This is a genomic window from Nocardia sp. NPDC056100 (assembly GCF_042266325.1).
GTDB lineage: Bacteria > Actinomycetota > Actinomycetes > Mycobacteriales > Mycobacteriaceae > Nocardia.
Window position 1 is genome coordinate 46,417 of the sequence record NZ_JBHJVY010000008.1, and the last position, 17,657, is coordinate 64,073.

Here is a 17,657-nt window from a genome sequence, read left to right on the forward strand (position 1 = left end):
CACCCGGCCGACAAGATGAGAAGATTCGAACGTAACTCTCTCATCCTGTCGGAGTGTGGCGCTGCGGCAGGACCGTGATCAAAGGAGATCACCATGACCGCCGCCGTCGCGCCGATCGATCATGACTCCCGAGCACCCCGGCCCGAACGCCGTCCGTTCGCACCCGGCAGTCAAATGTGGGAGCAGACCGGGCTCATCACGTTCTCCCTCACCGCCGGCTCGGCCTTCCTGTTGCAGACCATGGAGCCGACCATCGCCGCGGTGGTGGACGAACATTCGACTTTCCGCACCGATCCGGCCGGACGCGCCTTCCGCAGTATCGCCTCGGTCATGATGTGGATCTACGGCGGCGATGAGGCGCTGGCCGAAGCGGATCGACTGCGCGCCATGCACGCGAGCCTCAATAGCGTTGACGCGCACGGCAATAAGCATCAGGCGCTGTCCTCGGGACCGTGGGCGTGGGTGCTGCACACCGCGGTCTTCGCCTTCACCGAGGGCAATAAGTACTTCTCCACCGTGAAACTCAGCGAGGCCGACAAGGAGGCGTACTACCGCGAGGTGGTGCAGCTCATGCGCAATTTCTCGGTGGCGCCCAAGGAGATTCCGGCGACCTTCGCCGAATGGGAGCCGTGGTTCCGCGATCAGGTCGAGAACCATCTGGTGGCAACCAATGTCGCCGACGACTATCTGCGGGTGATTCAGAAGATCGCCCCGCCCAAGCAGATTCCCGCACCGCTGCGCCCGCTGTGGCGCACCGCCACCAAACCCGTCGGCCGCCTGCAGTACTTCTTCACCGTCGGCACCACACCCGAGATCATTCGCGAAAAGCTGGGCCTGACATGGACTTCCAGCGATGAGCGCACCCTGCGCGCGCTGGGCTGGGTGATCGGCCGCACCGTACCGGTACTGCCCGAACGGGTGCGCTACTTCCCGATCGCCTATGAGGCGCGCCGCCTGGAACGCGACCGCGCCCGGCTGCGCAAGATCATCGACCTGCGGCCGATGTAGTCAGCGCAGCTCGGCGAGATTGCGCAGGCACACCCGATCATGGTGTGCCGCGGCGAAAGTGATGCCGTCGGGGGCGAACACCACCGGCGGCGGCATATCCGGGCCGAGCTGCCTGCGGCTGTCGATATCCCAGATGCGCACCAGCGCACGGGTGCTCACCGCGAGAAGCGCGCCATCGGCGCTGAAGGTCACCGAGCGCACCGGACCGGTCCCGGTGTCGAGCGGGAAGTGGATCGATTGCCCGGTGCTCCGGCTCCAGCACACCACCCGATCGTGATTGGCGACCGCGAAGCGGCTGCCGTCGACGCCGAACGCCGCCTCGACCTCGGTCCCGGTCAGTTCCATCGGCAGCAGCAGTTCGACGCGATAGCGATCATCGGCGCAATCCCACAGCCGGGCAACACGATCGCTGACGGTGAGCAGCGTGCGACTGTCCGACGTGAACAGCACGCGGCGGACATGTTCACCCGCATGCGCCAAGATTGCGCGCTGCGCGCCGATGGCCGAACCCCGGGGCGCGGCCCCGCGGTGGTAGTCGCGCAGGATGACCTCGTCCCGGCGGGCGATGGCGAAGACGGTGGCGTCCGGGCTGAAGGCCAATGAGCTGTAGCCCAGACCGAAACCGGGATGCATCTCCAGCTTCCCGAATCCATTGCGCTCGGGCGTATCCCAGAGCAGTACCGATTGCGGGTTGGTGGCCGCCAGTACGGCCGCATCGGGGCCGAACACGGGTGTGGACGGCAGCGCGGTGTACACGTCATCGCAGATCCGCTGTGCGCTCTCGACATCCCACAGGCGCGCACTGCGGCCGCTCGCCGCGGCCAGCAGACTGCCGTCGAGGCTGAAGGCCAGCGCGTGCACCGCGATATTCACCGCCAGCGGAGCGCCGATCTGCTTACCGCCGTGGGCATCCCAGAGCCGGACCGTCTGATCAGCGCCCGCGGTGACCACCCGCGCACCCCAGGGGTCGAAGGCGATGACGCGCACCGCGCCGGTATGCCCGATCAGATCGACCGCCGCGCGTACCGGCGGCGGGTTCGACAGCGGCGTCGACCAGACCGGCGGCTCCGCTCCGGCGGCCGGGCGCACCGAATCACCCTGCGGCGGAGCGGTGCTCATCGGTTCCGGCCACAGCGGTTCGCGAATCGCGGCCAGCGCCGCCTCCGCCATTTCACCGCACGAGCGATAGCGCGCGCCGGGCGATTTGGCCATGGCGGTCGCGATCACCTCGTCCAGCGCGGCGGGCACGTCCGGGCGGCTCAGGGATACTCGCGGCGGCGGAGTGTTCAAGTGCGCGTTGACAATCGCGAACACGGTTCGCAGCGGGAACGGCACCGCGCCGCTCAGCAGATGAAAGAGCGTGCAGCCCAGCGCGTAGACATCACAGCGGTGGTCCACCGGCCCGCCGCCGAGCTGTTCGGGTGCGGCATAGGCGAAAGTGGCGCGCACCGAACCGGTCGCGGTGGTGCGCTCCCCCAGTCCGCGGGCAATGCCGAAATCGGTGATCTGCACATGCTGCTGACCGGTGTGTTCGCTGATCAACAGGTTGGCGGGCTTGACATCCCGGTGCAGGATGCCCTTGCCGTGCGCGTAATCCAGTGCGGCCGCGGCCTGCCGGACGATCTCCACCGCGCGCGCGATCGGCAGCGGGCCGGCTCCGGCCAATCGCTCGGCATCCGATCCGGAGACGAAATCCATGGCGATCCAGGGTGTTTCGCCATCGGTGCCGCAGTCGTGCACCCGCACGATATTCGGATGCTGTAGCGCGGCGGTGAGCCGGGCCTCGCGTTCGAACCGGGCCAGCGCCTTGGGATCGCTGCTGCCGACATGCGCGGGCAGCACCTTGACCGCGACATCGATCTGCAATCGCGGATGTCGCATCCGGTAGACCGTGCCCATCCCGCCCGATCCGGCTTGCTCCAGCACCGTATAACCCGCGAATACCGATCCCGGCTCGAGTACCACCGGTGACCCGCCTTTCCACCCCCGTACGAGCGCCCGTGTTTCGGACGTCGCCCGCACGATTATGTCCGAGGGATCCCGTGCGCACCCGCCGATCGCCGCCGTGCACCCTGTTTCCGGGGGCTGGTCTGCGACGACGTCAGGCACCAAGGTCACTATGGTGATCATGCGGATGGTGTTGTGGCGGGCCCTGCTCGGGCTGCTACTGGTGTTGGGAGTGCTGGCGGTGCCGGGGCAGGCGGTCGCCGATCAGGGGTTCGTGTGGAAGCAGGAGTACATCACCGCGGCCGATGGGACGCGGCTGCACGCGGATATTCTGCGGCCGACCGGGATCGCCGATGACGCGAAGACACCGGTGATCATGACCGTGAGCCCGTATCGATCACATCTGGCCTATCTCACCTCACCGCTGCTCAAGGGCGGGCCGTCGACCGAGAATCTGCCGGTGGCCGCCATGCTGGCCGCCGGGTACACCTATGTGATCGTGGATCTGCGCGGTTTCGGCGGCTCCAACGGCTGCCCGGATTTCGGCGGACCGGGTGAGCGATCCGATGTGAAGACCGCGGTGGAGTGGGCGGCCGGACAGCCCTGGTCGACCGGCAAGGTCGGACTGATGGGGATCTCCTATGAGGCGTGGACCGGGCTGATGGGCTTGGCCGAGAAACCCGCCGGACTGGCGGCGGTCGCGGCGTTCGAACCGGTCGTCGACCCCAATTCGTACCTGTACATGCAGGGCATCGCATGGAAGTTCTCCGGTAAGCCGGTCACCGAAACCGGGGTCCGGCCGGGCGATTTCGCGGGACTCGAGCATCTGCTCATCGCCTCGACGCCGGGCAGCTGGGCGGATTCGCCGGAGTACCAGGCGAATGCGGTCAGCATCGATCCCGCCTGCTATAGCAATTACGCGAACCAGATCATGAATCATGATGCGTCCTCGGCGTTCTGGCAGGACCGGGATCTGGTGGCGAAGCTGAAGGGCAACACCATTCCGCTGTTCCTGGGACAGGGATTCATCGACTACAACACCAAACCCGATCGCGTCTTCCAGCTCTGGAACGAGCTCGGACCCGGCGAGCACAAGGCATGGTTCGGGCAGTGGGGGCATCGCACCTGCGATGACAAATGCGGCACACCGCAATTCACCTCCGAGCTGATCGGGTTCTTCGATCGGCTGGTGGCGGGTAAGGACGCACCGGTCCCGGGACCGCGCATCACGGTGGGACAGTTCGACGGTCGGTGGCGGTCCGAAACACAGTGGCCCCCGGCGGATATGCGGCAGGTGCCGGTGGATCTGCGCACCGGCGCGTACACCGATCGCGGTCTGATTCCCGGCCCCGATCGCGAAATCTGGTCGGTGAGTCAGCCTTTGGCGCAGGATCAGCAGCTCTCGGGCACGGTCACCGCGACCCTGGGCGTGGACGGGCCGCCGCAGGCCAGCGTCACCCTGGAAATGTACGACGTGGACCCGAACGGCCGCGGCATCGTCATCACCCGGGGTATCGCACCCGCGACCCCGACCACCGAGCTGCGACTGCTGGCCCAGGATTGGCCGATCGCGGCCGGGCATCGCATCGCCTTCCGCATCACCGACATCCTCGATGACATCTGGGCGCATCCCGCATCGCTGGCCAAGGTCACCGTGACGTCCGCACGCGTGCGACTTCCGCTGCTCAACGCGGTGCGCACCCCGGATCTGACCGGCGGCATCTCCGAGGGCATCCCGAAGTGGAGCAATGAGAAGGCCCTCATGGTGCCCGCGGACGCGCTGAACAATGCGACAGTGAATATCGACTTCCCACCCAGGACCGGAGATCGATGACCCAGACCGCAGCCGCCACCCCGGCCGTCGACGACGCCACCGCCGAGCGACTCGGGGCGGCGCTGCGCTGCGCCACCGTCTCGCGTGAGGATCCCGCCGAGACCGACCTCGGCGAATTCGAGCGCCTCACAGCTCATCTCGAAGCGTGCTTCCCGCTGGTGCACGCGCATCTCGAATGCGAGACCTTCGGCCACGCCCGCCTCTACCGCTGGCCGGGAAGCAGGGACGCGGCGTCCGGATCGGGCGATGACCCTGCGGGTGGCATCGCGCCGACCCAACCGGTCGCGGCGATCCTGCTCGCACATATGGATGTCGTCCCGGTCGATGACGAACGGGGCTGGACGCATCCACCGTTCGCGGGGGTGGTGGATGACGACTTCATCTGGGGACGTGGGGCCATCGACGACAAGAGCCGGGTGATGGCGATCCTCGAGGCGGTCGAAGCGGCGCTCGCCGACGGGGTCCGGCCCGCGCGCACCGTATATCTGGCCTTCGGACATGACGAAGAGGTGTTCGGCAATACCGGGGCCGGGCGAATGGCGCAGCGGCTGCGGTCCGCCGGGGTGCGGGCCGAACTGCTGCTCGACGAGGGCGGCGTCATCACCACCGATGTGGCCGACGGTATCGACCTGCCCGTCGCCACGATCATGGTGGGCGAGAAGGGTTTCGCGACCGTTCGCCTGTCGGTGACCGCGATCGGCGGGCACTCCTCCATGCCGGGCAGGCAGACCGCCGTCGGGCAGCTGGCCCGGGCGGTGGCCCGGATTCAGGACCGGCCGTTCCCGCTGCGGCTGACCCCGGTCACCGTCGATATGCTCACGCGGCTGCGGGGATTCATGTCCGAACCGCGCCGCACCCTGCTCGGCCTGATCGGTGTGGCCGGACCCGCGATCGCGCGCGTACTGGCCGCCGGGCCGACCACCGAGGCGCTGGTGCGCACCACCACCGCGCCGACCATGATCCACGGCGGCGTGACACCGAATGTGCTGCCGCAGCGGGCCGAGGCATTCGTGAATTTCCGTATCCTGCCCGGTGATTCGGTGTCCGATGTGGTCGCGCACTGCCGCCGCGTCGTCCGCGACCGGGGCGTCGCCATCGAACTGATGGGCCACGCGTCCGAACCCTCCGTGAATCCTGCGGCGGGTCCGGCCTTCGATCTCATCGCCGACCTCACCCGCGCGGTGGTGCCCGGCGTCGCGGTCACCGTCGGTCTGGTGCCCGGGGCCACCGACTCCCGCTATTACGACGATCTCGCCGTCACCCGCTGTAATTTCGCGCCGATCATCCTGACCGCACAGGACCTCGAGCGCATCCACGGCACCGATGAGCGCATCTCCCGCGCCAATTACGCGCGCCTGATCACCTTCAACCGGCTCCTGATCGACCACCTCGCCCGGCGCTGAACCCGCGCGCACGAAATTCGGGGCGTGACGCGGCGGGCGCGGCGGCGGTGCGCGAGAATGACTCGGCCGGGTGGCGACAAACCGGGCGAAGCGCCCCGGAATGTGCGCGGTCGCCCCGGCGTGCGATATCCGACCGAGAGGGAGCGACGATGACCCGAAACGAGACCGGCGAATTCCAGGGCAGCGCGGGGCGGGTGTACTGGCAGGCCTGGCTGCCCGACTCCGAGCCCCGGGCCGTTGCCGTGATCGTGCACGGGTACGCGGAGCATTCGGGCCGCTACGCCCACGTGGCGGCGCGCCTGAACGATGCCGGGATCGCCGCCTACGCCCTCGACCACATCGGGCACGGGCGGTCCGAGGGCGGGAAGGCGAATGTCGTCTCCCTCGACGGCGCGGCCGACAATGTCAAAGCGCTGCTGGACATCGCCGTGAAGGAACATCCGGGACTGCCCAAGTTCGTCATCGGGCACAGCATGGGCGGGCTCACCGTCGCCTACCTCGCCACCCGCGCACCCCTGGACGTCACCGGCGTGGTGCTCTCCGGTCCCGCGATCGTGGTCGACGCGGGCAATGCGGTACAGCGACTGCTCGCACCGGTCGTCTCCAAGCTGCTGCCGAATCTGCCCGTGCTGAAACTGGATTCGAAGCTGGTGAGCCGCGATCCGGAAGTGGTGCGCGCCTACGACACCGACCCGCTGGTGTACCACGGCGGGGTGCCCGCCCGCACCGGCTCCGAAATGCTGCGCGCCGGAACGTATGTGCTGGCGAACCTGGACAAGCTCACCGTTCCGGTGCTGGTGCAGCACGGCACCGCGGACGGACTGGCCTCACCCGAGGGCGCGGATCTGATCGAGCGCGATGCGGCGTCGCAGGACAAGACCGTCATCCGCTATGACGGTCTCTTCCACGAGATCTACAACGAGCCGGAACAGGACAAGGTCATCGCCGATCTGGTGAATTGGCTGAACCAGCACATAGATCCGGCCTAGGCGATTACTTGTAGGTGCTCAGGCAGGCGTTGTCGCCGTCCAGCACTCCGGTGCGGAAGGCTTCCAGCCGCACGAAACCGCTGGGCACCACATTGCCGTTGACGTCCGAGGCGGCGAGGCCATCCGCGAGCAGTCCGGAGATGGCCTCGTCGAGATCCCCCGCGGAGAGCCGGATTTCGCCGCCCGGCTGACTGATCTTGGTGCTGAACGCCCCGGACAGGCAGGCGGTGCGCAGTCCGGCGGTCTCGGCACCGGTCAGCCCGAGCTTGCGATCCTGTTGCAGCGCAAGCATATAGCGGGAGATGAAGATGATGAATCCGTTGTAGTCGCCCGCCACCATGGCCGAGAGCACCGCGCTGTCACCATCCCCGCGCGCCCGTTTGGCCAGTGCCGAGACATCGACGCCGATGGCATTATTCGAGGGGCAGTACGAAACCGGTTTGGTCACGGTCACATTCGCGCAGGACTTGCTCACCCCGGTGTAGTCGTACACCGGCTGCCGGGTGATCGGATCGTTGGTCGCGAGGGTCTGGGCGATCATATCCAGCGATGAACGGTCCACCGGCAGTTGCTGATTCGCCTCATTGGGCGTGGTGTAGCTGGTCGGCAGGGTGCCGCGCCGGGAGGCCAGCTCCTTGCGCGTGATGGTCTTACACGCCTGCGCCCCATCGGTATAGCCCATCTGCACCGCCGTCACGCGCTCGAATGCCGAACCGTGTTCATCCTTGCTCGCGCCCGGTTCGCTGTCCCGCACGGCGATGGTCGCGCCGAGCACGCCATTGAGGCCGTCGGTGGTGTTGAGCGTGAAATGCCGCGAATTCCCTTCCGCCACAGAGCGCAGGAAGACACCGGCGAAACAGTCCGCCTGCTGTTCCCGGATCACATTCGCGGTGAAGAAGCCGTTCAGTTTGGCCTGCGCCTGCACCGAATGCCCGTACTCGTGCGCCAGCACCATGACCACCGACATGGCCCCGAATTTCTTGACCAGCTCCGGCAGCAGCGTGCCGCGATCCCAGCCGATGGTCTGATCGACCGTGCAGTACGCGGCATTCACCTCCTGAAAGGTGCTGGCGCGGCAGAACTGCACGGCCTGACTGCGCGGGGCGGTGGAATCCCAGGAGATGAATCGGTTCACCGGGGTGAAGGTGCCGGGAAAAGTCTTGGCGTACTGGGCGGTCCAGTACTCCTGGAGATCGGCGAGGGTATTGAGCGCCAGCTTGTCGATGCTGCCGCCGTCCGCGTTCTCGGCGGTGAGCGTGGTATCCGGCACCCCACTGCGTGGACCGTTCGGCCCGGTCGCCGACACCGCCCCGCTGAGTTCGAAGGGATTGTCCACCGGGGCCGTAATATTCTGTGGCTCACTGTTTTTCACGACGGTACAACCGCCGATCACCAGCCCCGCCGCCAGCAATCCGATGCCGAGCCCCAACCGCAGCCGTGTATTCCGCATAACGCCTCCCGAGTACCGCTCCGGGCCCAGCCGCGGTCCCGGCACCCCGAGAACGGCCGGACTCGGCCGGGCCGCGTCTCCGGGTTGCTCTCGTTGTATCGCTCAGAGGCGCAGGCGCGCAACGACAGCGCGATGATCGGATCGGGGAATTGTGAGTGAACGAACCTGCGTGGCATGCCCGCCCGCGACCAGCACCCGATCCAGACCCAGCAGCGGACCCCAGGACCGGTCGTCCGGCCAGGTCGGCATGGCGCCGATGCCGAGCAGCTCACCGGCGTCGGCGTACCTGCCGCGCAACAGCTCTCGGAAGGGAGCGTGATCGAAGGTGGCATTGAAATCACCGCCCACGATCACCTGCCCGGGCTGTTGATCGAGCAGATCGCGAATCGTGCGCAGCTCGTTGCTCCAGGCGTCGAAGTTCAGATTCGGCGGGATCGGATGGAACTGGAAGACCGCGACCGGACCCCGATCGGGGTGAATCATGGTGGCGCGCACATTGTTCAGCAGGAAACCGGACAGCTTGCTGCCCGCCTCCAAGGGGTAGCGGGTGAAGATGCCCGAACCCGCGCCACCGGCGGCGGCCTCGACGTGACGGTAGGGCAGCAGTTCGGCCAGACCCGCGCCGTCCAGGCGGGCGAGCGCCTCGGGCGTGAGCTCCTCCAGCGTGAGCACCTCGATCCCGTTCTCGCGCACGGCCCGCACCACCGCATCGGTATCGGCATTGCCGAACAGCAGATTCGATTGCATGACGGCCACATCCACGCCCGGCCCGGCGGTGCCGTCCGGCCACAGCATCGGCAATTGCGACCAGAGCGCGGCGGCGGTGACGAGCAATGCCACCAGCGCACCGCGCCAGGCACGCGCCAGCAACAGGATCACCAGGGCGAGCACCGCGAACAGCATCAGGTACGGGGCGAAAGAGGCGGCGAGCATGGCCGACTCCGACGACATCGTGTTGTAGTGCAATCCGACACCGGTCAGCCCGGCGAGCAGCGCGAGCCAGCCCAGCACCACCGCCGCCCAGCCGAACCAGCCCCTCGGGCGTTTCGACACGAGCATCGAGCGGATCCGGCCGCGCCGCCGCTTCGGCTCACGCGGCAGCACCACCGTGACCTCGTCCGCCTGCTGATATTCGACCACTGCTCCCCCATCCGGCGCACACCGCGCCATTCGGCCATATGCCGCATCCCATTCGAGCGCGGCGGGACAAACCCGCCGAAACCCCCACCCACGGCAATCGCTGACCACCCTACTGCACGGTCGAATGCCGCTGACCTGCGTGCGACCCGCGTACAAATGAGGAGCGCGGGGCGGTGCGAGCGTGGCACAGTCAGTGGACGTGACCGATTACCGTACTTTCAATCGCGACAATTGGGACGAACGCGCTCCTCTGCACGCCGCGTCCGCCGATTACGCCTTCGCCGAATTCCAAGCCGATCCGAGCTTTCTGAGCGAGGTGGTGCGCTTCGATCTACCCCGGCTCGGGGATATTCGCGGACTGCGCGGCGTCCATCTGCAATGCCATATCGGCACCGATACGCTCTCGCTCACCCGGCTCGGGGCCGATATGACCGGACTCGACTTCTCGCCCGCCTCGCTCGCCCAGGCGCGAAAACTGGCCGAGGACACCGGAACCGCCATCGAATTCGTGGAATCCGATGTGTACGAGGCGATTCCGGTGCTCGGCGCGGAACAATTCGATCTGGTGTACACCGGAATCGGCGCACTGTGCTGGCTGCCCGATGTGCGGCGGTGGGCCGAGACCGTGGCCGGATTGCTGCGGCCGGGCGGGCGATTGTTCATTCGCGAAGGGCATCCGGTGCTGTGGTCCATCGATGAGACACAGGATCGGCTGGTGATCGGATATCCGTATTTCGAGACCGCCGCGGCCACGGTCTTCGACGATGGGAGCACCTACGTCGAGACCGACGGGGAGATCACCAAAACCGTTACGCACGAATGGAATCACGGCCTCGGCGAGATCATCGGGGCGCTGCTCACCGCCGGACTGACACTCACCGCCGTGACAGAACACGACAGCGTGCCATGGGAAGCGCTGCCCGGCAAGATGATTCACGATAAGCACGGCGAATGGCGACTCATCGAGCATCGCGAGCGGCTGCCGCTGTCCTACACCCTGCAGGCGCGAAAGGACTGAACCGTGAACGAAGAGATCGTCCCGGTGCTGCGCGTGGCCGATGCCGCCGTCGCGGTGCCCTGGTACGAGCGACTCGGCTTCGTCAAACAGTGGGAACACCGCTTCGAACCGCATTTCCCGGCATTCGTCGAAGTCGCGCGCGGGGAAATGCGAATCTTCCTGTCCGAGCACACCGGTGACGCGCGACCGGACACGCTCATCTATCTCCGAATGCGGGATGTGGACGGCATCGCCGCGGAATTCGGCGTCACCCCCGAGGATCAGCCCTGGGCGCGCGAAATAGAACTGCGCGATCCCGACGGCAACCGACTGCGCATCGGGACGCCATTCGACTAGGGCCGCGATCTGCGGAACCAACCGCTCCCGCCGCGCGTCCAATCGGTAGGTGGAGAGGGGGAATCCGTGGATCCGGAAAAGCTGCGCCACAGCGCGGAACAGGCCCAGCGGGGGGCGCAACGCGAACAGGGGCGAATCTCGCAGGACGGGGTGGACCCCGATTACATTCAGCGGCTCGAACATTTCCCGGGGCTCTCGCACGCGGAAATCTATGCCAACGCGCAAGCCATGGATCCCGGCACCATGCACGCGCAGGCCGCCGTCTGGGTGGATATCGCCGATAACCTCACCGGCGCGATCACCGGCCTGCACAGCACCGTGCAATCGGCACTGGCCGACGGCATCCGGGGTCATATCGGTGACGCCGCCGCCCGCACCGCTCGCGAATTCGTGCGGTGGGCAACCGATATCACCGAAATCGCGCACAGCACCGGCCACCGCATGATCGCCGCCGCCTACGGAGCCGAAGCCGTTCGCCGCACCGTCCCACCGCCCTCGGCCGCCGGCACCGACCCCCTCACGCCCTACCTGTCCACCCTCATCGGCACGACTCCCGGCGCGCATTCGCGCGAGGACGCCCGCGAGGAGCTCCATCACATCGCCGTCGCCGCGATGGAAGCCAACTACATTCCGACCTACCCGCCCGCCGGATCCGGTGTACCCGCCTTCACCAGCCGCGATATCAGCGCCGACGGGAACCCCTCGGATGGACTCGAATCACCGCCCGCACAGCTGAATTCCCTGCGCGGCGGCGCACTCCCCCGCACCGAGCCGATCGGCGCGATACACCGCGCCGATCCCCGCCCAGCTAATCGCTCGGAGCAGGCGGGACTCTCCGGCGACCCGAATCACTCGGCGGCACAGCGCAATAACGGACAACCGAACCGCGGCGACCATCCCGCCGCACTGTCCGACGAAGACACCTCCCCGGCAGCGGCCGCATCGGCCGCCCGAGACGGCATCGCCCCGGACCCCGATCGAACCGCCAACCCCATCACCACACCGGCGAGCACTCCCGGTGGCGGAAATCCACTCACCCCGGTCGCCCCGAACCGATCACTCGGCACCACGCCACGTTCCCCGATCGGACTCCCGACCGCCCGCACCCCACGCGAATTTCCGACCCTGCGCCAATCACCCGGAGCCACGCCCGATCCCGGCCGCAGCTACCCCGGTCCCCCACCGCCCGGAACCCGCTCCGCACCAACACCTTCCGCCGCCCCGACCGGCCCCGCCGCCCAGTCGACGAGCTTCCTGCCCGGCATGCACCCGGCATCGGGCCGCCCCTCCTCCGACTCCGATGCCACCCACCGCACCCCCGACTGGCTCATCCGCAACCGCCAGCAGGAACTCCTGGGCACCCCGCCACCCACCGTCCCCGCCGTGCTCGGTGCCGAAATCCCAGCGGCCGGAACCGATCTCGACTACACCGGCACGGCACCGGAAACGCTGTGAGCCCGGATCCGAATGATCAGCGGGGTGCGGGAACCTCGATGGTGAGTTCGCCCGGGGTGGGGTTGGTACTGACGGTGACCGAGACGCGGCCCGAACCGGGGAGGCTGAAGGAGGCCGCGTTCCAGCCGTAATGGCCGTCGTGCTGGGTGGTGCGGGTGTCGGTGGTGGTTGCGCCGGTGTCGATATTGCGCATGGTGACCGTGGTGGTGACCTGGCAGTCGTTATTGGCCGGGGAGGCGGACAGCGAGCCGAGCGGGTTGTTCGCGGCGTCGGGGGTGAAATTGACGCTGACCCGGGCCGAGCTGTCGATGAAGTCCGCGAATTCGCCCGCCTGCTGGCCCTGGCTGGCGGACAGTTCGGCCTTGACCGTGCCCGCGCAGCCCGGACTCACATCGACGTGTGCGGGGTCGAACGACACCGGATCCGCGGACGCGGGTGCGGCGGATACCGCCAGTGCGACCAGCGGCGGAACCGATACCGCCATGACCTTCAGAATGCCTCGCATTTTCGACTCCTGTCCTAGCGGATCAGTCGTGCATGACCGGCACGGCCGAATTCGGCCGGTAACTGCACGGTACCCGGCGCGGATCAGCCGCCGAACACGCGCTCCACGACTGTTTTCGCACGGCGGGTGACGCGCATGTAGTGATCGAGGAATTCGCTGCCGTCGTCATTGGGCCAGCCCGCCACCCGGGCCACCGCGGACAGCAGCGGGCCGGGACCGGGGAGTTGGTCGGCCGGTTTGCCGCGCACCAGGACCAGGGCATTGCGGGCCTTGGTCGCGGTCAGCCAGGATTCCCGGAGCAGGGACACATCTTCCTGATCCACCAGATCGGCCGCCTCGATGGCGTCCAGGCATTGCAGGGTGGAGGTGTTGTGCAGGGCCGGGACATCATGGGCGTGCTGCAATTGCAGCAGCTGCACGGTCCATTCGATATCGGCCAGGCCGCCGCGCCCCAGTTTGGTGTGGGTGGCCGGGTTCGCGCCGCGCGGCAGGCGTTCGGCATCCACGCGCGCCTTGATGCGGCGGATCTCCCGGACACCCTCGGGGGACATGCCACCGCTGGGATAGCGGACCGGATCGACGGTGTGCAGGAAGCGCACACCCAATTCGGGATCACCGGCCACCTGGCGCGCACGCAGCAGCGCCTGCACCTCCCAGGGCTGCGCCCACTGTTTGTAGTAGGCGGCATAGGCGGCCAAAGTCCGCACCAGGGCACCATTTCGGCCCTCGGGACGCAGACCCGCGTCGACCTGTAGAGGCGGATCGGTACTGGGCGCACCGAGCAGCCGCTGCACCTGTTCGGCCACGCCGTTCGCCCATTTGACGGCGACCGTCTCGTCCACGCCGGGGCGCGGATCGCAAACGAACAGCACATCGGCGTCCGAGCCGTAACCGAGTTCCATACCGCCCAGACGCCCCATGCCGATGACGGCGAAATCGGCGGGCTGCGGGCCGCCCGCGCGAATCACAGCCTGTAGCGCGGCTTCCAGGGTCGCGATCCACACCGAGGACAGCGCCTCGCAGACCTGCGGCACCTCGAGCATGCCCAGCACATCGGCGGAGGCGATGCGCGCGAGTTCATGCCGCCGCAGCGAGCGCGCGGTGGCGACCGCACGCCGCGGCTCGTCGTAACGCTTTGCGCCGGAAAGGATTCCGCGCGCCACATCGGCGGTTGCGGGGGCCAGCAGCAGCGGCCCGTTCGGGCCGTCCGCGTACATGCGGATGGTTTCCGGCGCGTTGATCAGCAGATCCGGCAGATAGGCGGAGGAGCCGAGCACGATCATCAGGCGCTGTGCGATGGCTCCCTCATCGCGCAGTTCGCGCAGGAACCAGATCTCATTGTCCAGACCCTCGGACACCCGCCGGTACGCGAGCAGTCCGGCATCGGGATTCGGTGTCTCACCGAGCCATTCGAGCAGGGTCGGCAGCAGCAGCGCTTGAATCCGGCCCTTGCGCCCGACCTCACCGGTGAGCGCCTTCAGATGCCCGAGCGCGTTCTCCGGGGCCGCGTAACCCAGCGCCGCCAACTGCCGCACGGCCGCCGCCGGGCTCAGCCGCAGCGAGTCCGCGTCAAGGCGCGCAACCGATTCCAGCAGCGGGCGGTAGAAGAGCTTGGCGTGCAGGCGGCGCACCCGCACCGCATTGCGCCGAATCTCGCTGGTGAGCACGCCGACCGCGTCCTGCCGGCCGTCGGGACGCATATGCGCGGCGCGGGCCAGCCAGCGCATACCCTCCTCGTCCTCGGGCGCGGGCAGGGTGTGCGTGCGCTTGAGGCGCTGCAATTGCAGGCGATGCTCGAGCAGGCGCAGAAACTCATAGGAGGCAGTCAGATTCGCGGCGTCATCGCGGCCGATATAACCGCGCGCGGCGAGCGCGCCGAGCGATTCCACCGTGCCCTGGGTATGCAGCGCCTCATCGGCCTTACCGTGCACCAATTGCAGCAGCTGGACCGCGAATTCGACATCGCGCAGACTGCCGTGCCCGAGCTTGAGTTCGCGCTCGCGCAGATCCGCGGGCACCAGATCCTCGACCCGGCGGCGCATGGCCTGCACATCGGTGACGAAATCGGGGCGCTCCGAGGCCGCCCACACCATCGGCATGAGCGCTTCGCGATACTGCTGCCCGAGTTCGAGATCGCCGGTGGCGGGCCGCATTTTGAGCAGCGCCTGGAATTCCCAGGTGCGCGCCCAGCGCTTGTAATACGCGATATGCGAATCCAGGGTGCGCACCAGCGCACCCGCCTTGCCCTCGGGCCGCAGCGCCGCGTCCACATCGAAGAACGCCGCACTGCCGACGCTCATCATTTCGGCGGCGAGCCGGGTGGAGGTGGTGTCGGCGGGTTCGGCGACGAAGATGACATCCACGTCCGAGACGTAATTCAGTTCCCGCGCACCGCATTTGCCCATGGCGATGACGGCCAGCCGGGCGGGCACCTCGCGATCGACGCAGACCCGGGCCACGGCCACCGACAGCGCCGCGGTCAGCGCGGCATCGGCCAGATCGGTGAGATGCCAGCCGACCTGCTGATACGGCAGCACCGGTTCGTTCTCCACGGTGGCCGCGAGATCGATGGCGGCCAGCAGCATGAGCTCATCGCGATACCGCTTGCGCAGCAGCGCAACCGCGTCCGGTCCCGAGATCCCGGCGCGGAACAGCATGGGCCCGGCGTTCGGCCCGGCCTCCGGCGTCGCGTGCACGGCATCGAGCAGCGAGGTGAGCACCTCATCGCGCGAGGGCAATTCGGGCCGCAGCAGTAGCTGCCAGCACCCCGGATCGGCCACCAGATGATCGGCGAACGCGCTCGACGACCCGATCAGCGCGAACAATCGCCCGCGCAGCGAGGTATTGGCCCGCAACGCCGAATCCAGCGCGCCCCAATCGCTTCCGAGCTGCTCCCGCAACCGCATGAGCGTCAGCAGCGCCAGATCGGCATCGGGGGAACGGGACAGCGCCCACAGCAGCGGAACGCTGTCGACGTTGTCCCACGCCAACTCTCGTAAGGAATCGGCGGCCGACGGCTCCATCAAACCGAGCCGGCCGACGCCGGGGACAGCGGAACGAGTCGTCGGTGGCCGGACCATGTCGTTCAAATTACATGTCACATTCCGTCGGCGGACGACCGAACCCTCCGATACCGGACAATGTGGCCGAGCCGAGTCCGGGTGACCACTTCCCCGTCATCCCGGCAGAGCTTCGGCCAGGACGACGAGACGCGTAGCGACCTTTACAGGCCGAGGTATTCCTTCAACTCGTACGGCGTCACCTGGTTGCGGTAGCCCGCCCATTCGCGGCGCTTGTTGCGCAGGAAGAAGTCGAAGACGTGCTCGCCCAAGGTCTCGGCGACCAGTTCGGACTTCTCCATGTTCTTGAGCGCCTCGTCCAGGCTGGCGGGCAACTCGCGGAAGCCCATGGCGCGACGCTCGGCGGCGGTCAGCGACCACACGTCATCCTCGGCCTCGGGCGGCAGGGTGTAGCCCTTCTCGATACCGCGCAGACCGGCGGCCAGGATCACCGCGAAGGCCAGGTACGGGTTGCAGGCGCTGTCGGGACTGCGCACCTCGACCCGGCGCGAGGACGACTTGTTCGGCGTGTACATCGGAACGCGAACCAGCGCAGAGCGATTCGACCGGCCCCAGGACGCGGCCGTCGGCGCTTCGCCACCGTGGATGAGTCGCTTGTACGAGTTCACCCACTGGTTGGTGACGGCACTGATCTCATGCGCGTGCTCGAGAATGCCCGCGATGAACGCGCGCGCGGTCTCGGACAGGTTGATCGGGTCATCCGGATCGTGGAAGGCGTTCTGCTCACCCTCGAACAGGCTCATATGCGTATGCATGGCCGAACCGGGGTGATCGGCGAACGGCTTGGGCATGAACGTGGCGCGCACGCCCTCGTCGATGGCCACTTCCTTGATCAGGTAGCGGAAGGTCATGACGTTATCGGCCATGGACAGCGCATCCGCGTAGCGCAGGTCGATCTCCTGCTGCCCGGGCGCGCCCTCGTGATGGCTGAACTCGACCGAGATGCCCATGGACTCCAGCGAGTCGATGGCGTGGCGGCGGAAGTTCGGCGCCTCGTCGTGCACGGCCTGATCGAAGAAGCCGCCCTGATCCACCGGGATCGGGGTGGAACCGTCATGCGGTCCGGGCTTGAGCAGGAAGAATTCGATCTCCGGATGCACATAGCAGCTGAAGCCCAGGTCGGCGGCCTTGTTCAACTGCCGGCGCAGCACGTGCCGCGGATCCGCCCAGGACGGCGAACCGTCCGGCATGGCGATATCGCAGAACATGCGCGCCGAATGCTGATGCCCCTTCGAGGTGGACCACGGCAGCACCTGGAAGGTGGACGGGTCCGGCTTGGCCACCATGTCGGCCTCGGACACCCGGGCAAACCCCTCGATGGCCGAACCGTCGAAGCCGATGCCCTCCTCGAAAGCGCCCTCCAGCTCGGCGGGCGCGATCGCTACGGACTTGAGATAGCCCAGCACATCGGTGAACCAGAGTCGCACGAAGCGAATATCGCGCTCTTCGAGCGTGCGGAGGACGAATTCCTTCTGACGGTCCATGACCGCGA

General features: G+C 67.4%; 13 protein-coding genes. 7 read left to right on the plus strand and 6 right to left on the minus strand.

The window, feature by feature from the left end:
* The first annotated feature begins 93 nt into the window (after positions 1-93).
* Positions 94-1,008 carry an oxygenase MpaB family protein gene (locus ACFC0O_RS44080; RefSeq protein WP_375968289.1) on the plus strand — a complete coding sequence of 305 codons (915 nt, stop codon included), beginning with the start codon at positions 94-96 and terminating at the stop codon, positions 1,006-1,008.
* Here ACFC0O_RS44080 and ACFC0O_RS44085 read toward each other — a convergent pair whose 3' ends face one another.
* Positions 1,009-2,973 carry a WD40 repeat domain-containing serine/threonine protein kinase gene (locus tag ACFC0O_RS44085; RefSeq protein WP_375968290.1) on the minus strand — a complete coding sequence of 655 codons (1,965 nt, stop codon included), beginning with the start codon at positions 2,971-2,973 and terminating at the stop codon, positions 1,009-1,011.
* Between the two features lie 163 nt (positions 2,974-3,136).
* On the opposite strand from ACFC0O_RS44085, the gene ACFC0O_RS44090 reads away from it, so the two are divergent.
* The 3 genes from ACFC0O_RS44090 (at position 3,137) to ACFC0O_RS44100 (ending at position 7,181) form a co-directional block, all read left to right on the plus strand.
* Positions 3,137-4,789 carry a CocE/NonD family hydrolase gene (locus tag ACFC0O_RS44090; protein ID WP_375968291.1) on the plus strand — a complete coding sequence of 551 codons (1,653 nt, stop codon included), beginning with the start codon at positions 3,137-3,139 and terminating at the stop codon, positions 4,787-4,789.
* Positions 4,786-6,192: a M20/M25/M40 family metallo-hydrolase gene (locus ACFC0O_RS44095; RefSeq protein ID WP_375968292.1), complete on the plus strand. Its 1,407-nt coding sequence runs from the start codon at positions 4,786-4,788 to the stop codon at positions 6,190-6,192. Before ACFC0O_RS44090 ends, ACFC0O_RS44095 begins: the two co-directional genes overlap by 4 nt.
* Before the next feature lie 149 nt (positions 6,193-6,341).
* The gene (locus ACFC0O_RS44100; protein ID WP_375968293.1) at positions 6,342-7,181 is read left to right on the plus strand and encodes an alpha/beta hydrolase; all 840 of its coding nucleotides are present in this window, start codon (positions 6,342-6,344) and stop codon (positions 7,179-7,181) included.
* Positions 7,182-7,185: 4 nt separating this feature from the next.
* Here ACFC0O_RS44100 and ACFC0O_RS44105 read toward each other — a convergent pair whose 3' ends face one another.
* Complete coding sequence (locus tag ACFC0O_RS44105) at positions 7,186-8,631, minus strand: metallopeptidase (RefSeq protein WP_375968294.1); 1,446 nt, start codon at positions 8,629-8,631, stop codon at positions 7,186-7,188.
* A gap of 102 nt (positions 8,632-8,733) precedes the next feature.
* Positions 8,734-9,771 carry an endonuclease/exonuclease/phosphatase family protein gene (locus ACFC0O_RS44110; RefSeq protein ID WP_375968295.1) on the minus strand — a complete coding sequence of 346 codons (1,038 nt, stop codon included), beginning with the start codon at positions 9,769-9,771 and terminating at the stop codon, positions 8,734-8,736.
* Between the two features lie 199 nt (positions 9,772-9,970).
* On the opposite strand from ACFC0O_RS44110, the gene ACFC0O_RS44115 reads away from it, so the two are divergent.
* The 3 genes from ACFC0O_RS44115 to ACFC0O_RS44125 all read left to right on the plus strand — a co-directional run bounded on the left by ACFC0O_RS44115 (position 9,971) and on the right by ACFC0O_RS44125 (position 12,580).
* Positions 9,971-10,789, plus strand: a complete 819-nt coding sequence (locus ACFC0O_RS44115; protein ID WP_375968296.1) for a class I SAM-dependent methyltransferase — start codon at positions 9,971-9,973, stop codon at positions 10,787-10,789.
* A gap of 3 nt (positions 10,790-10,792) precedes the next feature.
* On the plus strand, positions 10,793-11,125 hold the full coding sequence (locus ACFC0O_RS44120) for a glyoxalase superfamily protein (RefSeq protein ID WP_375968297.1): 333 nt from the start codon (positions 10,793-10,795) through the stop codon (positions 11,123-11,125).
* Between the two features lie 66 nt (positions 11,126-11,191).
* Entirely contained in the window at positions 11,192-12,580 is a 1,389-nt protein-coding gene (locus ACFC0O_RS44125; protein ID WP_375968298.1) for a hypothetical protein, read from the plus strand.
* Between the two features lie 16 nt (positions 12,581-12,596).
* Here ACFC0O_RS44125 and ACFC0O_RS44130 read toward each other — a convergent pair whose 3' ends face one another.
* The 3 genes from ACFC0O_RS44130 to ACFC0O_RS44140 form a co-directional block, all read right to left on the minus strand.
* Entirely contained in the window at positions 12,597-13,085 is a 489-nt protein-coding gene (locus ACFC0O_RS44130; protein WP_375968299.1) for a hypothetical protein, read from the minus strand.
* Between the two features lie 83 nt (positions 13,086-13,168).
* Entirely contained in the window at positions 13,169-16,165 is a 2,997-nt protein-coding gene (locus ACFC0O_RS44135; RefSeq protein WP_375968300.1) for a bifunctional [glutamine synthetase] adenylyltransferase/[glutamine synthetase]-adenylyl-L-tyrosine phosphorylase, read from the minus strand.
* 143 nt (positions 16,166-16,308) lie between these two features.
* Positions 16,309-17,649 carry a glutamine synthetase family protein gene (locus ACFC0O_RS44140; RefSeq protein WP_375968301.1) on the minus strand — a complete coding sequence of 447 codons (1,341 nt, stop codon included), beginning with the start codon at positions 17,647-17,649 and terminating at the stop codon, positions 16,309-16,311.
* Positions 17,650-17,657: the final 8 nt, after the last annotated feature.

Bases quoted from the DNA above. Each gene is read 5' to 3' on its own strand.
- ACFC0O_RS44080 (WP_375968289.1), top strand. From the start codon at position 94: ATGACCGCCGCCGTCGCGCCGATCGATCATGACTCCCGAGCACCCCGG.
- ACFC0O_RS44090 (WP_375968291.1), top strand. From the start codon at position 3,137: ATGCGGATGGTGTTGTGGCGGGCCCTGCTCGGGCTGCTACTGGTGTTG.
- ACFC0O_RS44095 (WP_375968292.1), top strand. From the start codon at position 4,786: ATGACCCAGACCGCAGCCGCCACCCCGGCCGTCGACGACGCCACCGCC.
- ACFC0O_RS44100 (WP_375968293.1), top strand. From the start codon at position 6,342: ATGACCCGAAACGAGACCGGCGAATTCCAGGGCAGCGCGGGGCGGGTG.
- ACFC0O_RS44105 (WP_375968294.1), bottom strand. From the start codon at position 8,631: ATGCGGAATACACGGCTGCGGTTGGGGCTCGGCATCGGATTGCTGGCG.
- ACFC0O_RS44130 (WP_375968299.1), bottom strand. From the start codon at position 13,085: ATGCGAGGCATTCTGAAGGTCATGGCGGTATCGGTTCCGCCGCTGGTC.
- ACFC0O_RS44135 (WP_375968300.1), bottom strand. From the start codon at position 16,165: ATGGTCCGGCCACCGACGACTCGTTCCGCTGTCCCCGGCGTCGGCCGG.
- ACFC0O_RS44140 (WP_375968301.1), bottom strand. From the start codon at position 17,649: ATGGACCGTCAGAAGGAATTCGTCCTCCGCACGCTCGAAGAGCGCGAT.